The organism is Phytohabitans houttuyneae, from assembly GCF_011764425.1.
GTDB lineage: Bacteria > Actinomycetota > Actinomycetes > Mycobacteriales > Micromonosporaceae > Phytohabitans > Phytohabitans houttuyneae.
In genome coordinates, this window is sequence record NZ_BLPF01000001.1 from 1,527,979 (window position 1) to 1,553,153 (window position 25,175).

Genomic DNA, 25,175 nt, shown 5'->3' on the forward strand with positions numbered 1-25,175 from the left:
GATGAGGCAGATGTCTACAGGGCTGGCCGAAGTGACCGCGCGGGCGTACGACCTCTTCGAGGCGGGCGATCTCTCCGCGGCACAGTTGCTGCTCGGCGATGCGCTCGCGGCGGCGGACACCGATCCCGACAACGCGACGTCCGCCCTCGCCGACGCCGCCAGCCTGCACTCGCGCGTGCTGGTGGGGCTCGGCGAGCCGCACTCGGCGCGGGCGTGGGCCACTTTCGCGTACGAGGCGGAGAGCCGCCTCTACGGCCCCACCCACGAGCGCACGATCCGCGCCGCGGCCACGCTCGCCTCGGTGCTGCACCGCATCGGCAACCACGCCGACTCGGCCAGCCTGTACAGCACGGTGATCGAGGGACTCACCGCGCTGGAGGGGCCGGAGTCGCCGCAGGTGCTCGCCGCGCACGCCGATCTGGCCACTGTGGAGTACGCGCGGGGCGAGTGCGACATCGCCCGCGCCCGCCTGGCCGAGGCGTGGGACATGACCCGCGAGGCGTACGGGGACGCCCACCCGGCCGGCATCCGCATGCTGGCCCGGCTCGGCGCGATGGAGCGCGACTGCGGCCGCTTCACCGAGGCCCACCAGCACCTCGCGCACGCGCGCGAGCTGACCCGCGCCTACCTGGAGCCGGACCACCCGCTCGTGGCACAGATAGCCGCGCTCTCCCGCGCCCCGGCCAACCCGCACCACAACTGCGGCGGTCCCGCGCTGCCGACCGCGCCCGCGGACGACGAGGCGTACCCGGGGCTGCAGGGCCTGGACGGCTCCCCTCTCGACCTGCCCCCGGCGCCCGGCGAGGCCCCGCCCAACCGCCCGCAGTCGCCGGTGCCGCCCGACGTCGCCGTGCACTGGCCCCCGGACGAGTCGTCCGGCAACCTGCCCGTACACGTCCCGCGCCAGCACGGCCGCCGCCGGCGCGGCCCGGCCCCGCTGGTCACCGGCGCGCTGGTCGCCGCCGTGATCGGCGCGGTGGCGGTCGTGGTGGGACTCGCCGCGATCGACCAGGGCCAGACGCCGGACGAGACCGCCCCACCCGCCGCGAGCTGGCCACCGCCCCCGGCGACGAGCGCACCCCAGACCACCGCGCCAGCCGCCACCACCAGGCCACCGGCAAGCCCCACCGGCCCGGCACGCGCCCGCCCCGGCACGCCCCCCAGCCGCGTGACGATCAAGGACGATGGGGAGAGCATCACGCTGCGCTGGGCGTACCCGCTCGGTGCCGACGGCAAGGTCCGCGTCTCCGGCGCGCCGGAGGGGCAGCAGCAGCGCCCCTTCGAGGACCTGCCCGCGGGCACCACCAGCTACGTCGTGCACGGGCTCAACCAGACCGACGACTTCTGCTTCGAGATCGCGGTGGTCTATCCCGGCAACCGGCTCGGCAAGGCCAAGCCCGTCTGCACGACGCGCCAGGGCTGAGATCTCTTTCGGCGAGTTTGAGCTACCGCGACGTCCGCGGTGGTCCGGACCGTCGCTCCCGCGGCCTCACCCTCCGCGGTGGCCAAGCTCCCGCGGGTGCGGGTAGGCCCCGACCCCTCACCGGCGACTCTGGTCACCCCCTTCTCCGGCGCCAATGGCCCGCTCGCGCTGACCCGGCCGGGCGCGCCGGCTAACGCGAGCTGCCGCACCCGCCTCGCCGCCCGCACCGATCCGGTGGCACTGGCCGCGCAGCTACGTGATCGCGCTGAAGGAGGAGTTCTCCACAAGATCGAAAGGCGAAGGGCGACGCGCGTGATCATGGCCTGAGCCAGTCCGCGGCCTCCCTCCACTTCCGGCAGGCCCACCCCAACAGCCGCCGCCACGCAGATCTAGGCGACTGACGGCTGCTATGGCCCACCTCGACCTTCGGAGTTTTCGTCGTCTGGAGTCCTCTCGCGGTCGGGGTGAGCCTTCTTGAAGTCCGACCCGAGTTGGATGTGTGCTGCCGCTGTGCCCGCAGTCTGGCGCCTCACCCTCTGCGGTCGCCCAGCTCAACCCAGGAGCCCGCTCCGGCAAGATCTTGGCAAGTTAGCGTCGAAATAACGCGCAAACTCACCAAGATCTCGAAGCTCGCACCTCGTGCACCTGATCGACAGTCACAGAGCGCGACGACGGCGCCAGACGGCGGGCGGACTCGCGCACTCCCGCCTCGAAAGAATTCGCTAGTGCGGTGACCACTAACGTTTCCGGGTCCGCCCGCTGCGCGGGCGGACCCGGAAACCCTGCGCCCGGCAGGGCCTGGTTCGCCGGGGAACCCGGCGAACCATAGTGGTCACCGCACTAGCTGGCGTCGTCGGGAGGGGGTGTCGCCGGGAGGCGGAGCTCGGCGCGCAAGCCGGGGCCTGGGCTGGCGTCGGCGAGGCGGACCGTGCCGCCGTGCTGGCGGACCAGCTCGCGGACGATGGCCAGCCCCAGGCCGGCGCCGCCGGCGTCGCGGGCGCGGGCGTCGTCCAGGCGGGTGAAGCGGTCGAAGACGCGCGCGCGGTCGGCGACCGGGATGCCGGGTCCGTCGTCGGTCACGGTCACCAGGTGGTGCTCGCCGTCGGCGCTCACCTCGACCTCGACGGTGGTGGCGGTGTGGCGCACGGCGTTGTCGACGAGGTTGGCCACCGCCCGGGCCAGCGCCTCCGGCTCGCCGGTGGTCCACAGTGGATCCTTGGGGACGGCGGCGGTGACCGGGGGTGAGGGGTAGCGCTCGACCAGCGCGGCGACCAGCTCGCCGAGCTCGACCGGTGCCGTACGCAGCGCGCGCTGGCCGGCGTCGTCCGCGCGTGCCAGCAGGAGCAGGTCGTCCACCAGGCGGCTGAGCCGCTGGGTGTCGATCAGCAGGTCGTCGGCGACGGCGGGCCAGTCGGTGCGGTCACCCAGGCGCTGGGCCACCTCGAGCTGGGTGCGCATGTTTGTCAGCGGGCTGCGCAGCTCGTGCGCCGCGTCCGCCACGAACGCACGCTGCCTCGCCCGCGCCGCCTCCAGGCGGTCGAGCATGCCGTTGAGCGTGACGGCCAAGCGGTGAATCTCGTCTTGCGAGTCGGGCAGCGGGAGCTGGCCGGGTCGGGCGCCGCCGGTGATCTCCTCGGCCCCGGTGCGCAGGGCCTCGACCGGTCGCAGGGTGAGGCCGATCACCCGCCAGGCGACCGCGGCGAGGGCGATGAGCAGCAGCGGGAAAGCGATCATCAGGATGTTGCGCAGGAGCCGCACGCTCTGCGCGAGGTCGGCCATGGACCTCGCCACCAGTACCGTCTGCGTGCCGACCGGCTCCGCGACCACCCGCACCGGTCCGCGGATGCCGAGCCGGTTGCCCTCGATGGTGAGGGTCTCCCCCTTCTGGGCGCGCGGCATCTCGTCCGGGTAGAGCACGGGCGTCATCCGGTCGGCGTCGATCGAGGCGAACAGGACCCGGTGCTGGTCGTCGACCACCTGCACCCGCACGTCGCCGATGACCGGCAGCGGCTCGGGGACGATGTCGTCCTTGACCAGCGCCGCCACGCCCTCGGCGCTCTCCCGGGCCTCGTTGTCCGCGGTCGCCTGGAGGGCCAGGCCGAGCGCGAAGACCATCACCACGCCGCCGGCCGCGAGGCCCACGGCCAGGCCGGCGGTGCCGATGAACATCAGCCGGGCACGCAGGCTGATGCGGCGCCACCACCTCATCGCACGCGCTCGGATCTCTTCACGAGCTCAGCCGGTACCCGGCGCCGCGCACCGTCTCCAGCACGTCGCGGCCCAGCTTGCGGCGCAGGTACCCCACGTAGACCTCCACGGCGTTCGGCGCGGTCTCGATGCTGGCGTCCCACACGTGGTCGAGCAGCTCGGTCTTCGATACCACCTCGCCGGCGCGGCGCATGAGGTACTCCAGCAGCGCGTACTCCCGGGCGGTGAGCGTGATCTCGGCGCCGTCGAGCGTCACCCGCCGCTCGGCCGGGTCGAGGCGGAGCGCGCCCACGGTGAGCACGGTCGGGCGCTGCGGCGCACCCCGGCGCAGCAGGGCGCGGAGGCGGGCCAGCAGCACCACGTACGAGAAGGGTTTGGTCAGGTAGTCGTCGGCGCCGCAGTCGAGGCCGTCGGCCTGGTCGTACTCCCCGTCCTTGGCGGAGAGCATGAGCACCGGCAGCCAGTGCTCCTCGGCCCGGAGCTGCCGCACGACCCGGTAACCGGACAGACCGGGCAGCATCACGTCGAGGATCATGGCGTCGTAGCCGCCGTGGCGGGCCATCTCCAGGCCGGTCGGGCCGTCGCCGGCCACGTCGACCGCGAAGCCCTCGCCCTGTAGCCCGCGCTGCAGGGCCGTGGCCAGCCGCGCCTCGTCCTCCACCACCAGCAACCGCACGCAGACAAGCGTGCCATCCTTGCTGAGTGAGGCCACAGGCACTCTCAGCGCACTCACAGGGCCAGTTGCGCACGATGAGTGCCAGGAGGTGCGAAACATGTCAGTTATGAAGGCCATGAGCACCCGCCCCGCGCTCCGGTGGCTGGTCCCGCGGCGGCGGTGGCGGTGGTGGTCGGCGGAGGGGCCGCCGTCGGCACACTCGCCGCTACGGCGGAGCCGAGCCTTCCACCACGGACGGCACAGCAGCTGCTGGTCGACCTGCAGACGGCGCGGCTCGAGGGGCTGTCCGGCACGGTGGTGCAGTCGGCCGACCTGGGCCTGCCCAACCTGCCCAGCCTGAGCGGCGGCGGCAGCGGGACGGCGGACATCGCGTCGCTGCTCACCGACACCAACACGCTGCGCGTCTGGTATTCCGGGCCGGACAAGACCCGGGTCGCGCTGATGGGCACGCTCGGCGAGACGGACGCCATCCGCAACGGCAAGGACGTGTGGCTGTGGTCGAGCCAGCAGAACAAGGCCACCCACCGCACGATCAGTGACGCCGACACAAAGTCACACGCGCTCCCCAACGACCTGCCGGTCACTCCGCAGGAGGCGGCCGACCGGGCGCTCGCCGCGGTCGACCCCACGACCGAGGTGACCGTCGGCCGGTCGGCGACGATCGCCGGGCGCGACGCGTACGAGCTGGTGCTCGCCCCGCGCGACAAGGCCTCGCTGGTGGGCCAGGTGCGGATCGCGATCGACGCCAAGGAGCACGTGCCGCTGCGGCTGGAGATCTACCCGAAGGGCAGCGACCAGACCGCGTTCCAGATCGCGTTCACCCAGGTCGACTTCGCCCGGCCGGACGACGCCCAGTTCCGCTTCAACCCGCCGCCGGGCGCGGTGGTCGAAGAGGCCACGGGCACCCCGGCCAAGCCGGACGCCAGCCACGGCAAGACGCCTGAGGACGCCGGCTTCACGACGGTCGGCGAGGGCTGGACGACGGTCGCGGTCGTCAAGGGCGGCAAGGACGACGCGGATGCCGGCAAGACCGAAGAGGGCGCACAGATCCTCAGCCTGCTGACGCCGGTGAGCGGCGCCTGGGGCAGCGGTCACCTGCTCAGCGGCCGGCTCTTCAGTGTCCTGCTGACCGACAACGGCACCATCTACGCGGGGCTCGTGGCGCCCGAGAGGTTGTACGAGGTAGCACTGGAGAACAAGTGACCGCGTTCGCGGTCGAGAGTTGCGGTCTCACCAAGCGGTTCGGACGCCAGGTCGCGGTCAACGCCGTCGACCTGGCGGTCCCGCGCGGGGCGGTCTACGGGTTCCTGGGTCCCAACGGCTCAGGCAAGACCACCACTATCCGCATGCTGCTCGGCCTGATCCGGCCCACTTCCGGTGGCCACGCCCTGCTCGGTGAGCGGATGCCCGGCGGCGCGGCGAGGGTGCTGCCCCGCGTGGGCGCGCTCGTCGAGGGGCCCGGCTTCCACCCGTACCTGTCCGGCATGGACAACCTGCGGCGGCTCGACGCGGCCGACCGCACCGCCCGACCGGCCACCGCGGACGTCCGGATCAGGGCGGCGCTGGACCGGGTGGGGCTGGGCGCCGCGGCGGGCAAGCGCTTCCGGGCGTACTCGCTGGGCATGCGGCAGCGGCTCGCGCTGGCCGCCGCCATGCTCGCCCCCCGCGACCTGCTGATCCTGGACGAGCCGACAAACGGGCTCGACCCGCAGGGCACCCGCGAGGTGCGGGCGCTGATCGGCACGCTCGCCGGCGAGGGGGCGACCGTGCTGCTCTCCACCCACCTGCTGTCCGAAGTGGAGCAGGTGTGCAGCCACGTCGGCGTCATGCACCAGGGCAACCTGGTGGCACAGTCCACACTGGAGGACCTGCGGGCCGAGGCGGCGCCGCGCGCGCAGGTGCGTACCGACCGCCCGGACGACGCGGCGCGGGTGCTGCGCGAGCTGGGCCTCACCGAGGTGACCCTCGGCGCCGACACCGCGACCGGCATGCTGGGCCCGGTGGCGCCGGAGAAGGTCGTCGCCGCGCTCGTGCACGACGGCGTGCCGGTGCGCGGCTTCGCGGTCGTCGCGGCCGACCTGGAGGAGCAGTTTGTGGCCTTGACCGGGGAGGGCTTCGATGTCAGCGGTTGACGTCACCGCGGCGCCATCGGCGACCGCCAAGGGCGCGCCACCGTTCCGCTTCCTCGCCTCGGAGCTGGGCCTGATCGCCCGCCGCCGGCGCAACCAGGCGGGACTCGCCGTCCTGGCAGCTGTCCCGATCATCATCGCGATCGCGGTGAAGGTGTCCAGCCCGACCTCGTCCGGCGGCGAGGAGGGCGCACCGCACTTCATCTCCTCGATCACCGGCAACGGCCTCTTCGTGGCGCTCGCCGCGCTGGCGCTGGAGATCCAGCTGTTCCTGCCGATCGCGGTGGCGGCCGTCGCGGGCGACGCGGTCGCCGGCGAGGCCAACGTGGGCACCCTCCGCTACCTGCTGACCGTGCCGGTGCACCGCACCCGCCTGCTCGCGGTGAAGTACGCGGGCATCGTGGTCGGCGCGTTCGTCGCGACGGTGACGGTGGCCGGTACCGGTGTGCTGGCGGGACTGCTGCTCTTCGGCGGCGGCGACGTGGTGCTGCTGTCGGGCACCACGATCGGGATGGGCGAGGGCCTGCTGCGGGTGCTGGCGATCTGCCTCTACCTGACCGCCTGCCTCTCCGCGCTCGGCGCGGTCGGGCTCTTCGTGTCCACGCTCACCGAGCAGCCGATGGGCGCCACGATCGCGATCGTCATGTTCACCATGGTCAGCTGGATCCTGGGTGTGATCCCGCAGGTCGACTGGCTGCACCCGTACCTGCTGACGCACTGGTGGAACAACTTCGGCGACCTGCTCCGCGACCCCGTGGCGTGGGACCCGCTGCGCAACGGGCTGCTGTCCGCCGCCATCTACGCGCTCATCTTCCTGAGCGCGGCCTGGGCGCGGTTCGGCACCCGCGACGTGACCTCCTGAAGCTGGCCCGGGCCCTCAAGGACCTGAGGGCCCCGGGCACCGGCTATCCGGAGCAGGCCGCGCCGTTCTGGCTGTGGCTGCCGGACCAGAGCTGGTTGATCCGCTGGGCGTTCGCGAACGACCAGCTCACCGACCACGCGCTGATCGCCAGGTTGGGCGCGATCTGCACCTCGCCCTGGAACCCGCCCGGCCACGACCCGACGATCCGGTACGTCACCCGGCACGAGCTCGGCGGCGGCGTGGTGGTGGGCGGCGGCGCGGAGGTCGGGTCTGACGTGGTGGGCACCACCGAGGGCGACGTGGTCGTGGCGGTCGGCGTCGCCTCGGTCTCGGAGGCCGACGGCCAGTCCACGTTGACGTGCATCTGGTGGCCGACACCGTCGATCGGCACACCCTCCGCCTCGAGCTGGCTCGCCAGGTTGTAGAGCTTGTCCCGCTTGGCGGCCACGTTGGTGTTGTAGTCGTTGATGTAGAGCTTCGCGGTCGGCGCGACCTCGCGGGTCACTCGGAAGGCGGTGCGGATGTAGTCGAGGCCGGCGATCTCGTACCAGCGGCTGCGGCGCAGCCCGTCCGCCTGGTTTTCGTCGATCACCTCGTTGACCACGTCCCAGGTCGCGATGTCGGTGCCGTAGTGACCGACCACGCCGCGGATGTGCGCCTCCAGCCGGGACAGCAGCAGCGCCTTGTTCGCGGCGGTGGCGGTCATCGGCTGGCCGCTCGCGTCCAGGAACACCCACGCCGGCGTCTGGTTGTGCCACACGAGCGTGTGCCCGCGCACCTCCATGCCGTTGGCCCGCGCGAAGTCGACCATCGCGTCGGCGTCGGTGAAGCGGAACGCGCCCTCGGCCGGCTCGGTCGCGTCCCACTTGAGCGCGTTGCCGGGCGTGACCGAGTTGAAGTGCTTGCTCAGCAGCCGCGCGTGCTCGCCCAGCGTCTGCGGCAGGCTGATCGCGGCGCCGATCGGGAAGTGGCCCGCGAGCACGGGCTTGACCGAGGGGATGTCGGTCTGGATCGGGGTGGCCGGCACGTACGACAGCTGGAAGTCGTCGATGTGCAGCGATGCCGTGCCGCTGGCCGTCTCCACGTACACGGTCAGCCACTCGACGTCCGTGGCGAGCGTGTACTGCCCCTGGAGGTTGACCCATGAGCCGTCGGAGATGTTGGTGTTGCCGACCACCTGGTCGTAGCTGGCCGTGCCCGCGGTGCGCCGCTCGACGCTCAGCCGCGCCTGGGTCGAGCCGGAGCCGGCGGCGAGGCGGACCTACACCGAGATGGTGTACCGGACGCCTTTGTCCATTGTGTCCAGCACGTCGAGGGTCGGCCCTCCCACATGCGCGTCCGTCCACTGGCGAGCAGACTGCCGGTACCCCATGTGCCACGGCCGTGCTCACCGCGACGGTCTCGTCGGCGCGCGGAGCCCAGCCATGGGTGTTGTTGTTCTCGAATGTGTGGTTGGCCACGACGACCGGCTCGGCGGCGCTCGCGGAGGGCGCCGTGGCCAGTGGCATCGCGACCGCGACGGACGCCGCTAGCGCGGCGAGTGCGAACGGGAGCCCGCGGCGCGTGATTGCGCGCATGGTGATTCCTCTCGTGGGTGCGCGCGCTGCCAGCCACGTCTGCCCAGTCCATGGGTGGCGGCGCGAAGGTCGGCCCACGACGCGCGCCGGCTCCCGGGACACGCTCGGCCTAGATGGCGATCGATGTTAGGGGCGCCGGGCACACCCGTCAACGCGGATCATGCACACTCAACCCCGTGACAGTCCCATCGGCCGTGGTGGTCAACCCGTCGAAGGTCCTCGACCTCGGCGAGCTCCGCCAGACAGTCAACGCACTGCTGGCCGAGGCCGGCTGGCCGGAGCCGGCGTGGTACGAGACGACCGTGGCGGACCCGGGTCGCGGCCAGGCGCGCAAGGCGGTGGAGAGCGGCGCGCGGGTGGTCTTCGCGTGTGGCGGCGACGGCACCGTGCGCTCGTGCGTCAGCGAGCTCGCCGGCACCGAGGTCGCGCTCGCGGTCCTGCCGACCGGCACCGGCAACCTGCTCGCCGCCAACCTCGGCCTCGACCACGACCTGATCGGCGGCGTCGAGGTCGCGCTGGCCGGCGGGATGCGCCGGATCGACGTGGGCGCGGTCGACGGCGAGTGCTTCGCGGTGATGGCCGGCATGGGCTTCGACGCGCAGATGCTCGCCGCCACCAAGGAGACGACGAAGGCGCGGATCGGCTGGCCGGCGTACGTCTTCGGCGCCATGCGCCACCTCCGCGACCGCCCGATGCGGGTCTCCATCCGGATCGACGACCAGCCACCCCTGCGCCGCCGCGCCCGCACGGTGCTGATCGCCAACGTGGGGCGGCTCAAGGGTGGGCTACGGCTGCTGCGGGACGCCGAGCCGGACGACGGCGCGTTCGACGTGGCGGTGCTCACCCCGCGCACGCTGGGCCATTGGGCCACGCTGGCCTGGGCGGTGGCCCGGCGCCGGCGGCGGGTGCCGCGGATGGAGGTCTTCCGCGCGCGGCGGATCCAGGTGACCAGCAACCGCGCCCAGCCGCGCCAGCTGGACGGCGACGTGATCGCGCCGGGGCGGGTGCTGCGGGCGGAGATGCGGCCCGAGGCGCTGTGGCTCTGCGTCCCCGCCCGTCCTCGTCGCCGGACCTCGCGGACTCCGCGTAATTCGGTGGCGGACGGCGGCGAGCCGGGTTAACGTGGCCGCATGATCTCCTGACGACTCCTTTGAGACCGCGTTCACCCGCCTCTGTCTCGGGCGTCGTCCCCCTGTGGTTTCGCGCAGCTGCCGTCTCGGTGTGCGCGCCCGGGACTCCTCTTCCGGAAGGAGACATCCCTTATGCCTGGCGAATTCTCCGTTCACGTCGATCCCGACGAGCTGGCCGCGCAGAGCGTCGCGGCCGCGTTCCAGCACACCGAGGACCAGAGCGGCGGCAAGGCCGCGAGGTCCGGCAGGACCGCGACGCGGTCCGGGGCGCCGCGCGCCAAGGCCGGCCCCGGTGGTGGGCAGAGCGCCGCGCAGCCGAAGCGTTACGCGTTCCGCCGCAGCTGAGGCGCCGCCTGGGCCGGGTGTCCCCGTTCGGGGCACCCGGCCTATCGGTTTGGCGCTGCTCTTCATCGTGTTCTGGGTGGCACAGACGGTCGACCTGGCGCGGGTGCCGCGCGCCGCGCCCGAGGCGGTGTGACCTCTCAGGTGCGCAGGCGCGGGAGCAGCTCGCGCTCAGCCCAGTCGAGGAAGTCGGGCTGGCTCTCGCCGCCGACCTGTACGAACGCGACGTGCGTGAAGCCGGCGTCGACGTACTTGTTGAACGCCTCGACGTGCTTGTCGACGTCCGGGCCGCACGGCACGGTGCGCACCAGGTCCTCTTCCCGCACGAACTGGGTCGCCGCCGCGAACGAGTCGGGCCCGGGCAGCTCCGCGTTGACCTTCCAGCCCAGCGGCGACCAGCGCCACTGGTCGAGCACCCGCTTTCGGCAGTCCGCCTCGTCCGGTCCCCAGCAGATCGCCACCTGCCCGAAGCGCGGCTTGCCACCGCCGCCGGCCTCGTCGAAGAGCTCCAGCACCTTGGCGTCCGGCTCGACGGCTATCACGCCGTCCGCGTACTCGCCGGCGAGCGCGCTGGAGGACGGGCCGGAGGCGGCCACCGCGATCGGTACGCCGCCGTCCGGCCGGTCCCACAGGTACGCCTCCGGCACGTCGTAGTACTCCCCGAGTACGTGACCGTCTCCCCGTCGAGCAGCGACCGCATGATCTGCAGCGCCTCCTCGAACATGTCGTGCCGCTGCTGCACGTGCGGCCAGGCGCCGACGACGTGCTCGTTGAGGTTTTCGCCCGCACCCACGCCGAGCGTGAACCGCCCGTCCGACATCAGCCCCACGGTGGCCGCCTTCTGCGCGACCACGGCCGGGTGGTAGCGCCGGATCGGGCAGGTCACGAACGACATCAGGTCGACCCGCGACGTGGTGTGCGCGACCGCGCCGAGCACCGACCACGCGTACGGCGAGTGGCCCTGGCTGTCGAGCCACGGATAGTAGTGGTCGGAGATGACCTCGAAGTCGAACCCGACGTCCTCGGCGCGCCGCGCGTAGTCGACGAGCTCCTTGGGACCGGTCTGCTCGCACATCAACGTGTAGCCAACGGCAACCATACCTACCCCGCTCCGTCGCTCGGCGCTCGTCCACCGTCGGGTCGAGGCCCGCAGCCTCGCGACTCCCGCTCATGACGGTGCCTTACCCCGCACTCACCCCGCTACACCCAGGGATCCCCGCTACACCCAGGGATCGTCGCCCGGGTCGGGCGCTCCCTCCGAGCCCGCCGCCGCGTCCCGCCCCGGCTCTGCGCCGCGGCGAGCGCGCCGACCGCCACCAGCATCACCAGGCCGGCGCCGGCGATGAACAGCATGTCTCCGTGCCCGCCCGAGGCGGGCGACGCCGTGCCCGGGACGGCCGCGGCGGCGGCCGCCGGCGGGGCGACGATCGCGAAGACCGCGATAGCCAGAACCGCCAGCCGCGATATCAGCCTGTTGCCCATGGTGTTGCCCCTCCCGTTCACCGTGCATGCCCGGCCGCCATTGGCCGGAAACACGAAGGTAGCGCCACCTTCCGGGAAAATCCGGATTATCGGGTTCGGCGAATCCGCCCGGCGTCGCCGCACCTGACGCCTTCCCTGGGCAGGGAATTAGTTCTATCCTTGCCGGAGCGCTCCCATTGACAAAGTCTTCCGACCGCCGTCGCAGCACCGTCGCGTCGGCGGTCGTCGCGTTTTCTCTCGACCTGTGTCCGGCGGGCGCGTACCATCCCGGATGCTTTACCGGTTCAGTAAATGACCTTACGAACTAGGCCCTGTTGAAAAGGATTGTCGAGGCGAGCCGGAGTCCAAGCGGCGTCCGGGCCCGGCGCAGCCCGGCAAGGATTTCCAAACAGGGCCCAATACACACACGGCGCTGGCCGCGCTTTCCGGACGGCTTTGAGTTGGGGGCTCCGTGACGCACTACGGGTTCAATCTGCAGTGGCTCTTCATGCGCCCGGCCGGAGCGGCCGAGCCCGATCCCCGCGTGCTCGACACGATCGCGGGCTGGGGATTCAACTTCGTACGCCTGCCGTGCGACTACCGGTTCTTCACCGCTCCCCGCTGTACCCCGCGGCCGCCGAGCACGCGCTCGCCCGCGTCGACCGGATCCTCGACGCCTGCCGGGCACGCGGCCTGCACCTCTCGCTCAACCTGCACCGCGCTCCCGGGTACGTGATCACCGGCTGGGAGAGCGAGCCGCACAACCTTTGGACCGACCCGCCGGCGCAGGACGCCTTCGCCGCGCTGTGGCGCGGGTTCGCCGCACGCTGGCGGGACGTGCCCGCCGGCGCGCTCTCCTTCGACCTGGTCAACGAGCCTCCCGCGCTCGGCCTGCGCGGCTTCACCCGGGAGGCGCACGAGGCCGTGATCCGCCGTACGGTGGCGGAGATCCGCGCGGTCGACCCGCACCGGCCGATCGTGATCGACGGCCTCGACGGCGGCAACCTCGCGATGCCCGAGCTCACCGACCTCGGGCTTCTCCACAGTGGACGCGGGTACCAGCCGATGTCGGTCACCCACTACCGGGCGAGCTGGTGGCCGGGACACGAGCACCTGCCCGACCCGGTGTACCCGTGCGACTACGACGGCCGCTGGTGGGACGCCGGTTCGCTGCGCGACTTCTACAAGCCGTGGCGCGAGATAGCGGCCGGCGGCACGCTCGTCCACATTGGCGAGTTCGGCTGCTACGAGTACACGCCCGATGACGTCGCGCTGCGGTGGTTCACCGACCTGCTCGAGGTTTTCGCGGAGCAGCGGTGGGGTTACGCGCTGTGGGAGTTCGCCGGCGCGTTCGGCGTGGTGGGCCACCACCGCCCGGGCGGCCGCTTCGAGGCGCGCGACGGCTGGATGGTGGACGTCCGCCTGCTCGAACTCCTCCAGGCATATCAGGTTTGAACCCTTGCTCGCCGGCATCCGTATCCACCGATGCCGGCAGGGCGGGCGTCCGGCGGAAGTCCTCTGTTCGTTGTCATGGAAGGGACGACCGTGAGAAACGCCCACCGGGCACAAGGAACGCCGTTGTTGAGCCGCCGGAATGTGCTGCTCGGCGCGGCCACCGTCGGAGTCGGCGGCGCCGTCGTCAGCGTGGCAAGCCTCAGCGAAGCGTTCGAGGAGGCCGGAGCGGCACCCGGCGAGAGCATCGTCGTGCAGGTCAAGGACCTGCGGACGGGCCGGCTCGACGTGTTCGCGGGAGAGCGGCGCATCGAGGTGCGCGACCGCGACCTGGCCGCACGCATGGCCAAGGCCGCTCGCCGCAAGTAGCGCTTTCTCCCTTTCCCCAGCCTTGTGAGGTGGTTTCCGCATGTCTTCTCATCGTGAGGCGCCGGAGATATCCAAGGATCCGGTGGCCGACAGCACCGACCTGTACGCGTTCGTCAGCCCCGACCGTCCCGACACGGTCACGCTGATCGCCAACTACGTGCCGCTGCAGATCCCGTCGGCCGGCCCCAACTTCTTCGAGTTCGGCGACGACGTGCTGTACGAGATCCACGTCGACAACAACGGTGACGGCCACGCCGACGTGACGTACCAGTTCCGCTTCCAGACGAAGCTGAACGACGACAACACGTTCCTCTACAACACCGGTCCTATCGAGGCGCTGGACAGCGAAAACTGGAACCGGCGGCAGTTCTACAGTGTGACGAAGGTGGACGGCAACGGCCACGCGCGGGTGCTCGCCCGCAACGTGCCCTGCCCGCCGGCGAATGTGGGCCCGCTGTCCATCCCGGACTACAAGGGGCTGGCGGCGGACGCCACGTTCAAGCTGAAGACCGGCGAGAGGGTCTTCGCGGGCCAGCGGGCCGAGGGCTTCTTCGTCGACCTCGGCTCGATCTTCGACCTCGGCACGCTGCGCCCGTTTCAAAACCTGCACCTGCTCGGCCAGAAGGCCTTCCAGAAGGCCGGTGACGCGGTAAACGCCACCGACAGGGTCAACGTGCACAGCATCGCGCTCCAGGTGCCCATCAAGGACCTGCGCGGCAAGTCAAGCCCGGTCATCGGCGTGTGGACGACCGCGAGCCGGCGGCAGGTGCGCGTGCTGCACGGACACAACCACGACGACGTGTACGTGGGGCCGAACGTGCAGGTGTCCCGGCTCGGCAACCCGCTCTTCAACGAGGTCATCGTGCCGATGTCCAAAAAGGACCTGTGGAACAGCCTCCCGCCGACCGAGGACAAGAACTTCGCCCAGTTCGTCGAGCAGCCCGAGCTGGCGCGGCTCCTGCCCGTGCTGTACCCAGGTGTCTTCGACAACCTGGAGGCGCTCAACAAGGCGAGGACGCCCCGCGCGGACCTCGTGGCGGTGCTGCTGACCGGCATCCCCGAAGGGCTGATCGACGGCTTCACCAACAGCACCGGCGAGATCCAGGCGGACATGCTGCGCCTCAACACGGACATCGCGCCGAGCAAGAAGGAAAACCGCCTAGGCGTGCTCGGCGGCGACCTCGCCGGCTTTCCCAACGGCCGGCGGGTGCGGGACGACGTGGTCTCGATCTCCCTCCGAGCGGTGGCGGGCGCCACGTTTGCCCTGGTGGACAAGGACTTCAAGCCCGACGACGCGGTGGCGATCCTGGAGCAGGGGCTGAGCGCGGACGACGTGACTGCACCCTTCCTGGCCCGCTTCCCGTACCTGGGCGTTCCCTACGACGGCTTCAACAACCCGTCATGAGCGCGCGGCATCTCCTCGGTCCGTCCGGTGTGGGCAGCGTCGTGCTCGACATCGGCGGCAACACAGGCGCGCTCGTCATCGTGACCGGGCCCGAGTGGCACGGCCGGGAAATCGAGATCAGCCCGAAGGACCAGGACCCGCCGACGCGGACACACGTGGCGGTCCGCGCGCGGCACGTCTCGAGCGGCGTCCGCTACAGCGCGGTGTTTCCCGCGCTGCCGGCCGGCCCGTACACCATCTGGCGCACGAAGACCGAGCCCGCCGGCACGGTCGTCGTGGCTGGCGCCGCGGTCACCGAGATCGAGTGGTGGCAGCAGCCGTAGGGCGCTGTCCACTATGGACCCCGATTGGGGGCAGGCACGCCTGCCCCCAATCAGCGCGGCACGTCAGGCGGTGAAGTCGAACTCCCCGTCCTTGACGCCCTCGACGAACGCCGCCCACTCACCGCGGGTGTAGACGATCGTGGCGCCATCGGGCGACTGACTGTGCCGCACCGCGACCCGGCCGCTGCCATCGGCCAGTGGACCGGCCTCGACGCAGTTGCCGCCGATGCCGTCGCTCCGGGTGCTGATGTGCCAGGCCACGCCCGGCAGTGACTCGCTCATGACAACTCCTCTGCGAGTGTTGCGATGAGCGCCATCGACTCAGCAGCGCTGAGTGCGACCTCCCGCAAGGCATCGTACGCCTTCGAGTAGCGGTACGCACGAGACGCTTCCATGAAAAGTCGCCCGCCGAGCTGCTCCACATAGGCCACCTCCGGGTATGGCCGCTGCATCTTGAAGAGCGTGAAGGCGCCGTTGAGCCCGCCGTGCAAACCGATCCCGGTGGGTATCACCCGCATCTCGACGTGGGGGCGCTCCACCGCCCGGGCGAGGTGCTCCAGTTGGGCGCGGAGCACCAGTCGACCGCCGACCGGCCGGTGCAGCACCGCCTCCTCCACGAGCGCCGCGAGGCGCTTCGGCGGCTTTTCGTCGAGGATGAGCTGCCGCTCCATGCGCAGCCGCACCCAACGGTCGATCTTCTGCTGGTTTGCCTGCGCACCCTCCGCGTACCGGATGACGGCCTCCGCGTAGTCACGCGTCTGCACGAGGCCGGGGAACACCATCGTGGAGTAGGTGCAGATCTCCTCCGACCGCGACTCCAGCCACGGGTAGTCCACGAACGTCTGGTCGTAGACGGTCCCCGCAGTGTATCTGCTTCATCCCAACGCCAGCGCGGGGCTGACCAGCACAAACGCGGAGAAGGGTGACCCAAGACACACCCACTCCCCCGCCGGCCGCACCTTCACACCGAGCGCGCCGGCACGAACGATCAACACTCGTCCACGAGACAACACGGTGCCACACCCGACCGCGACGAGTTCCTGGCGGCGTCAAACTGGGCCACTTCGCCACGCTTTGTAGCGAGCGGATCGCGGCATGAGCGGATATGCGATGGCAATTCCTGATGGGCCGCGCGCGCCGGTGCGGTCATGCCGCTGCAACCCGTCCGCCGAACCGCTTCATCCATTGCAGCAGGTCGTCGAATGCCCGCACCCCGCCCGATCGGCCGGCAGCGAGGTGCTGACCGCGGGCTCGGTGGAACCGCGCGGTAAGGGCCTCCACGATGGCTGCTGGTGTCACGTCTACGTATGCGTCGCACATCAGCCGTGTCTTGCGGACCTGCTCGGCCACTGCGACGTCTGCCTCGGTCAAGTCCGCGAAGCACCAGACCGCGTGCGCGAAATCGTCCAAACGCCGTCCGGGGCCCACATCCGCGTCGAAGTCAATGAGCGCGACCGCCTCCTCACCACGGAAGACGGTGTTATGCGGTCCAAGGTCGCCGTGACAGACAACCTCCAGACCTGCGCATAGCGGCGAGCCGGTTGTCGCGTCGTGGAAACCCCTGATGAGCGTCGTGGCGCTGAGAATCCGAGCGTCGGACAGCCGATAGGGCGCGGCATGCGGCACCTCACCGTCGACGAACGTCAGGATCTGCCGCCCATGGTGGTCATAGCCGAGCGGGTGGGGAGCACCGACGAAGCCGACCTCAGCCAGATGTAGCAGGAGCGCGTCGACATACAGCGAGCGGTGGTGCGGTGGCCGCCGCGTCGTGTCTCCTACGCGTACAAGCCCTTCGGTCTGAGCCCCACCCGCCAGCGGCCACTCGTCCTGTTCCTCCATTCGATCACCTTCACCCAACGGGGCGATCTCGAGCAACATCCGCTCATCGGCAGATCCGCATGCGGATCGAGCGATGCTCTCGCTGTCACTGCTGCGTGCGTGGTCGGCGAGTCGTCGACGCAGCCGGCGATATTCGTCGATGCCTCGCCCGGGGTGGCGCTGGTCGTCCACCACGACCTGTCCCAGTCGGACTGCCAGCAGACGATCGACTCGACCCAGCTTCACGAGTTTCATCGATCGGCGTTTGGGCAGACGTGTGGTCTTGATCGCTGTGTCTATGCCTCGATGCGGAACCATGCGTCGCCGGCGCGAAGCCACAGGGTGCCATCGCGGCCCTGGCCGCATCGTAGGACGACGGGACCCGGTACTTCCGTCTTCTGCCGATCCGTCGCGGTCCAGCACCCGTCGATCAGCTCGGCACGGGTCACTTCTGTTGATCGCTTGTTGTGGTACCTGCGGGTCAGGACGGCCCGGTGGCCACGGACCGCCAACCCGTCCGGAGACGAGACGGGACTCGGCCAGCTGGTCACCGCGCCTGTCTCCGGCTCGATTCGGGTCAAGAAGGTACCGCCCCGCCCGGGTCTGGAGTACCAGGCCAGCCACACGTGATCGCCGTCCGTCGCGGCGCTGAACCCCGCCAATGGCGATTTCGGAAGGCGACCGTCCGGCACCAAGGCGATCTCCCCTCGCTGGTTCCAACCGGCGAGCCCGGCCGCGGATTGCGGATGGCCGCCGTAGATGCCTTCATCGCCATAGGCGGTCCAAATCGACCCCTCACGGTCGGTGACCAGGACATCGACGTCATCACCGATACAGAAGCAGTCCTCCAGCGTGCCATCCGGGAGTACACAGAAGCGTTCGCTGTCCAAAGCCCGGCCGCCCCCATCCTGGCGCGGCCATTCACGATCAAAAGCCGACCGTCCGGCAGCAGGCCGATGTGGCTCGGGCACATCCCGACAGCCTCGATGGTTCGATGACGGACCGATCCATCGGCATGGCGGACAACCAGCACACCCTCAAACGGAACCTCCGGCGTCCAGCCCAGCCAACCCGCGGGGTAGGCAGCCCGGCTCAGGTGCCGTCGCGAGACGAACATGACCGCAAGCTCCCCCGACGGGCCAACCGTCCACCACAACGGGCATCCCCACACCCCGCCATCCGCGGCGGGCGGCTTCCATACCTCCTGCAACCCGACGGCCACTTACCAGACGCCTCCTACACATCGCCTCACGAACCCGAAACGGAGAGTAGGACAAACCCACGACCCCTACAACGAGACCCAGGACGTATCAAACGTCAACCTCCGCCAGCACCACGAACCACCCACGTGACCAAAACACCCGCGGACGACGAGCCACAGGACCTCGTCACCTTTCGATAGCGAGCAGATCACGGCTACTTGAAACCGTCAGGAGTTTGCTTTTCGGGACAGCGCCCACACGTAGTACCACTTGTTCTCCTTCAGCGATCGGGTGCTGTTCTCGGCGTACGCACTGATCACGCCCCACAGTCCACCGCTTGCGCCGATCGCCGCGATGGCCGTGGCCAGCGCCGGGCCGTAGACCGCCACCAGCGTCGTACTCACCGAGCCGACCACCGCGCCCGTCATCGCGACCGCGCGCCTGCGTCGCGCCTTCTCCATCTCGGCGCGCATCGACCGCAGACCGTCGTTGATCTGTAGGCCGAGCCTGACGATCGCGTGTTCTGACTGCACATCGTCCAGAGCCGGATCAAGGTCGAGCATGCTTTGGCGCATGAAGTCGCGAAACGACGCGAAGGCATCGAACTCTTCCACGGTGACCAGGCCGAAGTCGCGTAGCCCGACGCCGTCGACGAACGGCACCTCGGCGCGTAGCACCTCGCGTACGAGATGACTTTTCAGCGGCGGCTGCCCCGTCCCGTCCACCACCCGCCCGTTGCGCATCACGACATCGACCACCTCGATCTGGCGCGTCTTCTCATGCGGCCGATCGCGCCGCTCACCGTTCACGACCTGGTACTGCGACAGCGAGTAGCTAGGCAGGTACCAGGCCAGTCCCGCGGTCAGCAACGGCTCGGCGTCGAGGATCCACGCGCCCAAGCCTTCAAGGTCGGGGCAGCTCATGCCGAAGGTCTGGGTCGTGTTGTTGAGCTGCCGCGCCTCCGCCCGTGCTGAGCTATCGGCGGCGACGCCCGCAGAGAGTGTCCGCCAGTCACCGAATCCCCGCGACCTACTCCCGTACGACGTGTTCTCCGGGTCCAGCACGTAACGGATGCCGAGGTGGTGGTAGGAACCCTCCCAGTTATGCGACAGCAGCAGCGTATCCGAGATCAACATCGCTCGCCGAGTCAGCTGCGCGAACGCGCGCACGCCGTCGCCCGCCGCGATCCCGACGTAGAAGCGCGACCGCGACAACTTCTTGTCGTCGACGAGGGTGTGTCTTGTCGGCGCGAACAGATGCCGGCCATACCGCTCGGCCACCGTCACGGGGTCGCCTCGATGCTCATCGGTCAGCTCACGAAAGAACGCGAGCATGCGACGCGCCACGATGGGATTGCCAACCACGCGCCGGCGACCAAACATCCACCAACTTTAGTGGCTCGTGGACACCCACGGGCGGAACCACACGACGTCGTAACCTCACATCAAGCCAGAGTCACCGAGACCGCGGGCAGGATGACAAGACGACGCACTGTTCGTCTTGCCGCCACGGTCGCGCGCCCCTCATGCCGGAGAGCAGGTCGGCCATGTGCATGAACGCGAACAGCGGCGACGACACGATCACGACGAAGCGCTCGGCGTGGCCCGCGTCGCGCAGCATCTCGACGACGAGGCCGCAGGTGACCAGCTCCTCCGCTACGCCGACGCACGAGCCGGAGATCACCATCAACGCCTTCCCTCACGGCTCCAACTGTGCCAGCCCGGCGCCGCCAACATGTCCCGCGACTGCGGCGAAGGCCAGCCCCGGGCCGATCCACATCCCACCGCGGCCGCGGATCGGCCGCGCCCCGAAGATCTCCTTCAGCCCCACCCACCCACCAGGCGAACACCATCAACGCAGCGGCACCGATCGCGATCCGCGACAGATCAGCACCATCCACGTTCGAGCCGATAAAACGCTGCGTAGCGCCCGGATCGCGGCTAGATGCGGATGTCCGATCATGGTTGTCGGGGTGCCGGTATCATCGGTGACCATCGGTTCATCAAGGGGCCAACGGAGTCACCAGGGGATGACGCCGTCGTCGTTGAAGAATGAGCCGGTCGGGCCGCCGTCGGGCAGCGTGGCAAGACGAATCGCTGAGGCCGCGGCCTCCTGAGGGGGACGCCCTTGGAAACCGGTGAAATCTGTCGCGACCAGGCCCGGGCAGGCGGCGTTGATGAGGATGTCTGTGCCGGCGAACTGTCGCGCGTAGTGCACGGTGACGGCATTGAGATACGACTTCGTCGGCGAGTAGGCCGCCATGATCGGGCCGACCTCGATGTTCGGGTCCGCCTGCCAGGTGACCGAACCGACACTGCTGGAGATGTTGACGATGCGCGGCGACGTCGAGCGCCGCAACAACGCCAGCATCGCGTTGGTCACACGGATCACACCGAAGACGTTGGTGTCCACAACCTCGCGGACGACGTCGAGGTCGAGCGTTGTCGGATCCTGCACCCACCCCGGTCCCGTCTCTCCCGAGATGCCAGCGTTGTTGACGAGGACGTCCAGGCGTCCGCCTTGGCGTTCGATCAGTTCTGCGGCCTCGGTGACGCTGCGGTCATTGGTGACCTCCAGCGGGACCGCGAACGCGTCCACCCCGGCGGCGTGCAGCATCTTCACGGCCGCCTCACCCCGGACCTTGTCGCGGGCGCCGACCGCCACGCGATAGCCCATCGCGCCCAGCCCTGCCGCGATCTCGTATCCGAGTCCCTTGTTCGCGCCGGTTACCAGCGCGGTCTTCTTATCGCTCATGACGCCGATGCTGATTCGCCGGCAGTCGGTGTCCCAACACCGATTCGGTGCGCTGTTATACCCGACCGGTATAAGCGCAGTACGGTGGTGCGGTGGACACGCTGGAGACCCGCGAGCTCAAGTACTTCGTCACTGTTGCCGAGGAGCTGCACTTCAGCCGGGCAGCCGAGCGCCTCGGCATGGCTCAGCCGCCCCTGTCCCGGGCGATTCAGCAGCTCGAACGGCGCCTCGGTGTCACCCTGCTCGAACGCAACCGCCGCGGCGTCACCCTCACCGGCGCGTGTCAGGTGCTGCTCGACGAGGCCCGCGCCATCCTCGACGGAGCAGCCGCCGCCGCCCGCCGCACCCGCCGCGCCGCGTCCTCAACGAACCGCCTGACGCTGGCCACGAAGGCCGGCGCGAATCACGAACTGCTGCGCAAGCTTCTCGATGCCCACACCGCCGAACCTGATGCGGCCGAAATCGAGGTACTTCTGTGCGCAATGGGAGAACAAGCGCGGATGTTGCGCGACGGCCGCGCCGACGTGGCGTTCATGCAGCGGCCCTTCGACGCCCTCGCCGGGTTCGACACCGAAGACCTGCTGACCGAGCAGCAGGTCGCCGTCCTGCCCGCCGGGCATCCCCTCGCCGCGCGCACGTCTCTGACCATGGCTGATATCAGCGACGTACCAGATCTGCCGGTCGCCCGCTGGCCCCGCCAAGACGGCACCTACGAACCCGGCCCGGGCCCAGAGATCCACGACCTGTCGCAACTGGCCCAACTGATCGCCCTCGGGCATACCGTGGCCGTCATCTGCGCCTCTGCCCGATCGTGGCTGTGGAGCGCGCACGCTGCCATCCCCCTGACCGACTCACCTCACGTCACCACCGTTCTCGCCTGGCCCCCACACAGCCGCTCCCTGGCCGTCGCCGGGCTCGTCCGCACGGCAGCCCATCTGTAACAAGGACCGGTCACAACCCCGGACGCGGAGACGCAGAGGCGCCGGACCAGGCATCACGGGCCGTCGCAAGGCTTAGGGCGGTGCCCGCTCATCGGCATGGACCAACGGTGCGACGACGCCGACGGCCCGCGTACGCCACGGGGGGTGTCCCTATGGGTTTTGTCAGCCGCGAGGCGGGGTTCGTCCGCTGGTTTCGGTTGGTATGGGGTGTTGGTGCGGAGCATGGCGTGGAGGACGTCGACGCGTCTGCGGGCGAGGCAGATGAGGGCGGCGTTGTGTTTCTTGCCTTCGGCGCGTTTGCGGTCGTAGTAGGTGCGGCTGGCGGGGTCGGCCAGGGCGGCGAACGCGGACAGGAAGAAGGCGCGTTTGAGTTGTTTGTTGCCGCCTTTGGGTGGGTGTTCGCCGCGGATGCTGGTGCCGGAGCGACGGGTCACTGGGGCCAGGCCGGCGTAGGCGGCTAGGTGGCCGGGGGTGGGGAAGGTGCTGCCGTCGCCGACTTCGAGCAGGATGCGGGCTGCGGTCCTGACGCCGATGCCGGGCATCGAGGTCAGGACCTCGGCAAGAGGGTGCGCATCGAGCATCCCTTCGACCTGTTCGGCGAGCTGGTCGCGTTGGTGGAGCAGGTCTCGTAGGTTGTCGGCCAGGCGGGGCAGGATGGTCTCGGCGGCCGCGGTGCCGGGCACGACGACGGTCTGCGTGTCCAACGCGACCAGGATCTGCTCGACCAGGCGGGCGCCCATGCGCGGGGCGCGTTTCTTGACGAGCTCGAGGAGTTTGGTGCGGCCGGCCTTGCGGATCCCGGCTGGTCCGCCGCACCGCGACAGCAGTTCGAGGACGGCGGGATGCTGTATTTTCGGGCCCAGGACCCGCTCCAGCGGTGGGTGGATCTGGGTGAGCAGGCCACGGATGCGGTTGGAGATGCGGGTGACCTCGCCGGCGAGGTCGTCGTCGTAGCCGACCAGGATTTCCAGCTCTGCCAGGGCTTCGTCGCCGGTGTCGACCCGGCGCAGGGTGTGCGGCAACGTGCGTGCGGCATCGGCGATCACGTACGCGTCGCGGGCGTCGGTCTTCGCGGTGCCGGGGTGCAGATCGGCCAGCCGGCGCATGACCAGGCCGGGTAGATAGGCCACCTGGTGCCCACATGCCCGAGCCACCGCGACGGGCAGCGCGCCGATCGAGGCCGGCTGGTCAACCACCAGCAGGCTCCGGCCATGCCGGTCCAGTTTGTCCAACACCTTGCGCAGCCCGGCTCGGTGTTGGGCAGCGTGGCGTCGTGCAGCCGTTTCCCGTCCTGGTTAAGAGCGACCGCGTGGTGTCCCTTCTTACCGACATCGAGTCCTACAAAGACGCCGAACTGGTCGTGCACGCCTGGCCTCCCCACCGCCGTCCTGGGCGCTCGGCCGCCGGTAGGCGCCGGACTGCCGGCAGCCACGTTACGAGGAGACCTACCCCGACGATGGGGCGGCCGGGTCCCTATCAGCGGTCCGCCGACGCCACCCGGCCCGGCGACAACACCCCCGGATCATGCGAACGACAGGGGCGGTAAGTCATACCGAGCCGGGCGACCGAGCAGTCCCCGGCTGGGGACGATCAAAAAGGTAACGGGCCCACTGGTCGGGTGGCCGGGAGGAATTTCACCTCCCGGCTCCCACAGATCCGGGCGTGACAGTCTCCCGTCACCCGGCTCTTGTCACCCCTGGTCCCCAGAAGCCGCGGGTCCAGCGCCAGTGAGCGAACAGGCGGGGATACCTTTCGGTGATCCCCTCCCAGCAGGTCTTGGCCTTCTTGAACCCGCGTAACCGTTTGTACTTCTTGCGGATCCAGCGCATCAGGTAGGCGTTGATGCGTTGGAGGAGGGGATGCAGCGCGGAGCGGTAGAACGCTCCGTAGTACTGCATCCAGCCGCGCACGATCGGGTTGATCGCGGGCCATCTCGGCGAAGGTATGGCCGACCCGCCGGTGCAGCCGCCACGAGCGGACCGCTTGGCTGATCTTCTTTAGGGCGTCTTTGCTGATGGCCGGCAGGAACGCGGCGAAGTTCTTGCCGTGCCTGCTGCGGGCCTTGCGGGCGCGGAAGGTGAACCCGAGGAACGTGAACGACGTGTGCTCGTGCGAGCCGCGTCGGTTGCTGTCCTTGCAGTACACGATCCGGGTCTTGTCCGGGTGCAGTCGCAGCCCGACCTCGACCATCCTGTTCTCGATCGCCGCCCGTATCGCCTGCGCCTGCTGTTGGCTGACGCAATGCACGACCGCGTCGTCGGCGTAGCGCTCGAACGGGATGCCCGGGAAACGTTGGGCCATCCACGCGTCGAACGCGTAGTGCATGAACAGGTTTGCCAGCACCGGCGAGATTACGCCCCCAACGCAATGGATAACTTCTGCTTCGACGTGAACCTCGGCTACCGACGCCTGGAGCGTCCGCGGCGGCCCGGCAAGTCATAGAGGTCATCCACTATGGACTGATGTGGGCGTGACGGTAGAGGCCCACCCTTTCCGTTGTCAGGTCCAGGTTCCTGCTGTGCGAGAACTGAGTCGGGAGGTGCCGCACACCTTGTGCGACTTGAGCCTTGATCTACGTCTAACTGTCCGATCGATGAGCCCGAAACCGACAAACCGTACGAAAAGCGATGCGCGGCTGCCTTGACACCCGCGATCTGAGACGGCATCTTGCGAAGCAAGGCGAAGTCAGCCGTCCATCTCTCCTCAATGGAGGGGTGTGTCGACAGGAGGCTTCGCATGAACGACCCGGCGACCCGAGCGCTGTGGATGGCAATTGCAATCATCGTGGCCGCGTTCGTTGCCACGGCTGCTGGCGCGCTCACCTGGGTAGACGGCCGAAGGCTTCCCCGCGCAGTCCTGACCGGAGGAGCAGCATTCGCCGGAACGCTGCTCCTGCTCCTTGCCGCGATCATGTTCGTTGCTGACCAGGGGCCGGCCTAGGTCCAGGTACCTGGGGTGCCGTACACAGATGCCACACCCCAGCCGAGTCCAACGCCAGATCCCCCGCGTCCCACGTACCCGCGGTTGGCGCCCCTGCGCTGCCCTTGAACCCGCAAATCTTGATGTTCGTGAGGCCGTTCTTTTGACCCGAGGTGCGCGACAC

Annotated in this window: 23 protein-coding genes and 3 pseudogenes; 12 read left to right on the top strand and 14 right to left on the bottom strand. The window is 69.7% G+C overall.

The features are described 5' to 3' along the window. Positions 1–10 precede the first annotated feature (10 nt). A complete protein-coding gene (locus Phou_RS07140) occupies positions 11–1,423 on the top strand; it encodes a tetratricopeptide repeat protein (RefSeq protein WP_173054659.1) in 1,413 nt (470 codons plus the stop codon). 840 nt (positions 1,424–2,263) lie between these two features. On the opposite strand, the gene Phou_RS07145 is transcribed toward Phou_RS07140, so the two are convergent. Further along, complete coding sequence (locus Phou_RS07145; RefSeq protein ID WP_173058174.1) at positions 2,264–3,592, bottom strand: sensor histidine kinase; 1,329 nt, start codon at positions 3,590–3,592, stop codon at positions 2,264–2,266. 58 nt (positions 3,593–3,650) lie between these two features. Next, the gene (locus Phou_RS07150) at positions 3,651–4,307 is read right to left on the bottom strand and encodes a response regulator transcription factor (RefSeq protein WP_173054661.1); all 657 of its coding nucleotides are present in this window, start codon (positions 4,305–4,307) and stop codon (positions 3,651–3,653) included. Between the two features lie 106 nt (positions 4,308–4,413). On the opposite strand from Phou_RS07150, the pseudogene Phou_RS07155 reads away from it, so the two are divergent. From Phou_RS07155 to Phou_RS07165, 3 genes and pseudogenes are all read left to right on the top strand, one after another. Further along, a pseudogene (locus Phou_RS07155) lies at positions 4,414–5,510 on the top strand (LolA family protein). After that, positions 5,507–6,439 carry an ABC transporter ATP-binding protein gene (locus Phou_RS07160; protein ID WP_173054663.1) on the top strand — a complete coding sequence of 311 codons (933 nt, stop codon included), beginning with the start codon at positions 5,507–5,509 and terminating at the stop codon, positions 6,437–6,439. Before Phou_RS07155 ends, Phou_RS07160 begins: the two are co-directional and overlap by 4 nt. Continuing rightward, complete coding sequence (locus tag Phou_RS07165; protein WP_173054665.1) at positions 6,426–7,298, top strand: DUF2705 family protein; 873 nt, start codon at positions 6,426–6,428, stop codon at positions 7,296–7,298. Before Phou_RS07160 ends, Phou_RS07165 begins: the two co-directional genes overlap by 14 nt. Positions 7,299–7,341: 43 nt before the next feature. Here Phou_RS07165 and Phou_RS07170 read toward each other — a convergent pair whose 3' ends face one another. Beyond that, the gene (locus tag Phou_RS07170; protein ID WP_371872173.1) at positions 7,342–8,520 is read right to left on the bottom strand and encodes an endo-1,4-beta-xylanase; all 1,179 of its coding nucleotides are present in this window, start codon (positions 8,518–8,520) and stop codon (positions 7,342–7,344) included. A gap of 531 nt (positions 8,521–9,051) precedes the next feature. Here Phou_RS07170 and Phou_RS07175 point away from each other — a divergent pair. Both Phou_RS07175 and Phou_RS07180 read left to right on the top strand, forming a co-directional pair. Continuing rightward, positions 9,052–9,996: a diacylglycerol/lipid kinase family protein gene (locus Phou_RS07175; RefSeq protein WP_246273356.1), complete on the top strand. Its 945-nt coding sequence runs from the start codon at positions 9,052–9,054 to the stop codon at positions 9,994–9,996. A 141-nt stretch (positions 9,997–10,137) separates the two neighbouring features. Next, positions 10,138–10,350, top strand: coding sequence for a hypothetical protein (locus tag Phou_RS07180; protein WP_173054669.1), 213 nt, complete (start codon positions 10,138–10,140; stop codon positions 10,348–10,350). 284 nt (positions 10,351–10,634) lie between these two features. Here the strand turns inward: Phou_RS07180 and Phou_RS54935 are convergent. Next, positions 10,635–11,446, bottom strand: a pseudogene (locus tag Phou_RS54935) (TIGR03557 family F420-dependent LLM class oxidoreductase); the annotation flags it as partial. Positions 11,447–11,547: 101 nt separating this feature from the next. After that, entirely contained in the window at positions 11,548–11,829 is a 282-nt protein-coding gene (locus Phou_RS07190; protein ID WP_173054671.1) for a hypothetical protein, read from the bottom strand. Positions 11,830–12,399: 570 nt separating this feature from the next. Between Phou_RS07190 and Phou_RS07195 the strand changes: the two genes are divergently transcribed. From Phou_RS07195 to Phou_RS07210, 4 genes are all read left to right on the top strand, one after another. Next, a complete protein-coding gene (locus Phou_RS07195) occupies positions 12,400–13,263 on the top strand; it encodes a glycoside hydrolase family 5 protein (protein WP_218578825.1) in 864 nt (287 codons plus the stop codon). Positions 13,264–13,389: 126 nt separating this feature from the next. After that, positions 13,390–13,629, top strand: a complete 240-nt coding sequence (locus Phou_RS07200) for a hypothetical protein (RefSeq protein ID WP_173054673.1) — start codon at positions 13,390–13,392, stop codon at positions 13,627–13,629. 40 nt (positions 13,630–13,669) lie between these two features. Further along, positions 13,670–15,034: a DUF4331 domain-containing protein gene (locus Phou_RS07205; protein ID WP_173054675.1), complete on the top strand. Its 1,365-nt coding sequence runs from the start codon at positions 13,670–13,672 to the stop codon at positions 15,032–15,034. Next, entirely contained in the window at positions 15,031–15,357 is a 327-nt protein-coding gene (locus tag Phou_RS07210) for a phospholipase (RefSeq protein ID WP_173054677.1), read from the top strand. The genes Phou_RS07205 and Phou_RS07210 overlap by 4 nt, the downstream gene beginning before the upstream one ends. A gap of 63 nt (positions 15,358–15,420) precedes the next feature. On the opposite strand, the gene Phou_RS07215 is transcribed toward Phou_RS07210, so the two are convergent. The 7 genes from Phou_RS07215 to Phou_RS07245 form a co-directional block, all read right to left on the bottom strand. Beyond that, positions 15,421–15,639 carry a DUF397 domain-containing protein gene (locus tag Phou_RS07215; RefSeq protein WP_173054679.1) on the bottom strand — a complete coding sequence of 73 codons (219 nt, stop codon included), beginning with the start codon at positions 15,637–15,639 and terminating at the stop codon, positions 15,421–15,423. Further along, positions 15,636–16,193 carry a DUF5753 domain-containing protein gene (locus tag Phou_RS07220; RefSeq protein WP_173054681.1) on the bottom strand — a complete coding sequence of 186 codons (558 nt, stop codon included), beginning with the start codon at positions 16,191–16,193 and terminating at the stop codon, positions 15,636–15,638. Before Phou_RS07220 ends, Phou_RS07215 begins: the two co-directional genes overlap by 4 nt. Positions 16,194–16,503: 310 nt before the next feature. Next, complete coding sequence (locus Phou_RS07225) at positions 16,504–17,430, bottom strand: phosphotransferase (protein ID WP_173054683.1); 927 nt, start codon at positions 17,428–17,430, stop codon at positions 16,504–16,506. 41 nt (positions 17,431–17,471) lie between these two features. Then, on the bottom strand, positions 17,472–18,065 hold the full coding sequence (locus Phou_RS07230; protein ID WP_218578827.1) for a hypothetical protein: 594 nt from the start codon (positions 18,063–18,065) through the stop codon (positions 17,472–17,474). Positions 18,066–18,604: 539 nt separating this feature from the next. Continuing rightward, entirely contained in the window at positions 18,605–19,759 is a 1,155-nt protein-coding gene (locus Phou_RS07235) for a hypothetical protein (protein ID WP_173054685.1), read from the bottom strand. 73 nt (positions 19,760–19,832) lie between these two features. Beyond that, positions 19,833–20,063 carry a CPBP family glutamic-type intramembrane protease gene (locus Phou_RS07240; protein ID WP_173054687.1) on the bottom strand — a complete coding sequence of 77 codons (231 nt, stop codon included), beginning with the start codon at positions 20,061–20,063 and terminating at the stop codon, positions 19,833–19,835. 333 nt (positions 20,064–20,396) lie between these two features. Further along, the gene (locus Phou_RS07245; protein ID WP_173054689.1) at positions 20,397–21,131 is read right to left on the bottom strand and encodes an SDR family oxidoreductase; all 735 of its coding nucleotides are present in this window, start codon (positions 21,129–21,131) and stop codon (positions 20,397–20,399) included. A gap of 101 nt (positions 21,132–21,232) precedes the next feature. Between Phou_RS07245 and Phou_RS07250 the strand changes: the two genes are divergently transcribed. Next, on the top strand, positions 21,233–22,072 hold the full coding sequence (locus Phou_RS07250) for a LysR family transcriptional regulator (protein WP_218579108.1): 840 nt from the start codon (positions 21,233–21,235) through the stop codon (positions 22,070–22,072). A 53-nt stretch (positions 22,073–22,125) separates the two neighbouring features. Here the strand turns inward: Phou_RS07250 and Phou_RS07255 are convergent. Both Phou_RS07255 and Phou_RS56025 read right to left on the bottom strand, forming a co-directional pair. Continuing rightward, a pseudogene (locus Phou_RS07255) lies at positions 22,126–23,504 on the bottom strand (IS110 family RNA-guided transposase). Positions 23,505–23,662: 158 nt separating this feature from the next. Next, positions 23,663–24,445: a reverse transcriptase domain-containing protein gene (locus Phou_RS56025; RefSeq protein ID WP_308784483.1), complete on the bottom strand. Its 783-nt coding sequence runs from the start codon at positions 24,443–24,445 to the stop codon at positions 23,663–23,665. Between the two features lie 363 nt (positions 24,446–24,808). Between Phou_RS56025 and Phou_RS07265 the strand changes: the two genes are divergently transcribed. Beyond that, complete coding sequence (locus Phou_RS07265) at positions 24,809–25,012, top strand: hypothetical protein (protein ID WP_173052332.1); 204 nt, start codon at positions 24,809–24,811, stop codon at positions 25,010–25,012. The last annotated feature ends 163 nt before the right edge of the window (positions 25,013–25,175 follow it).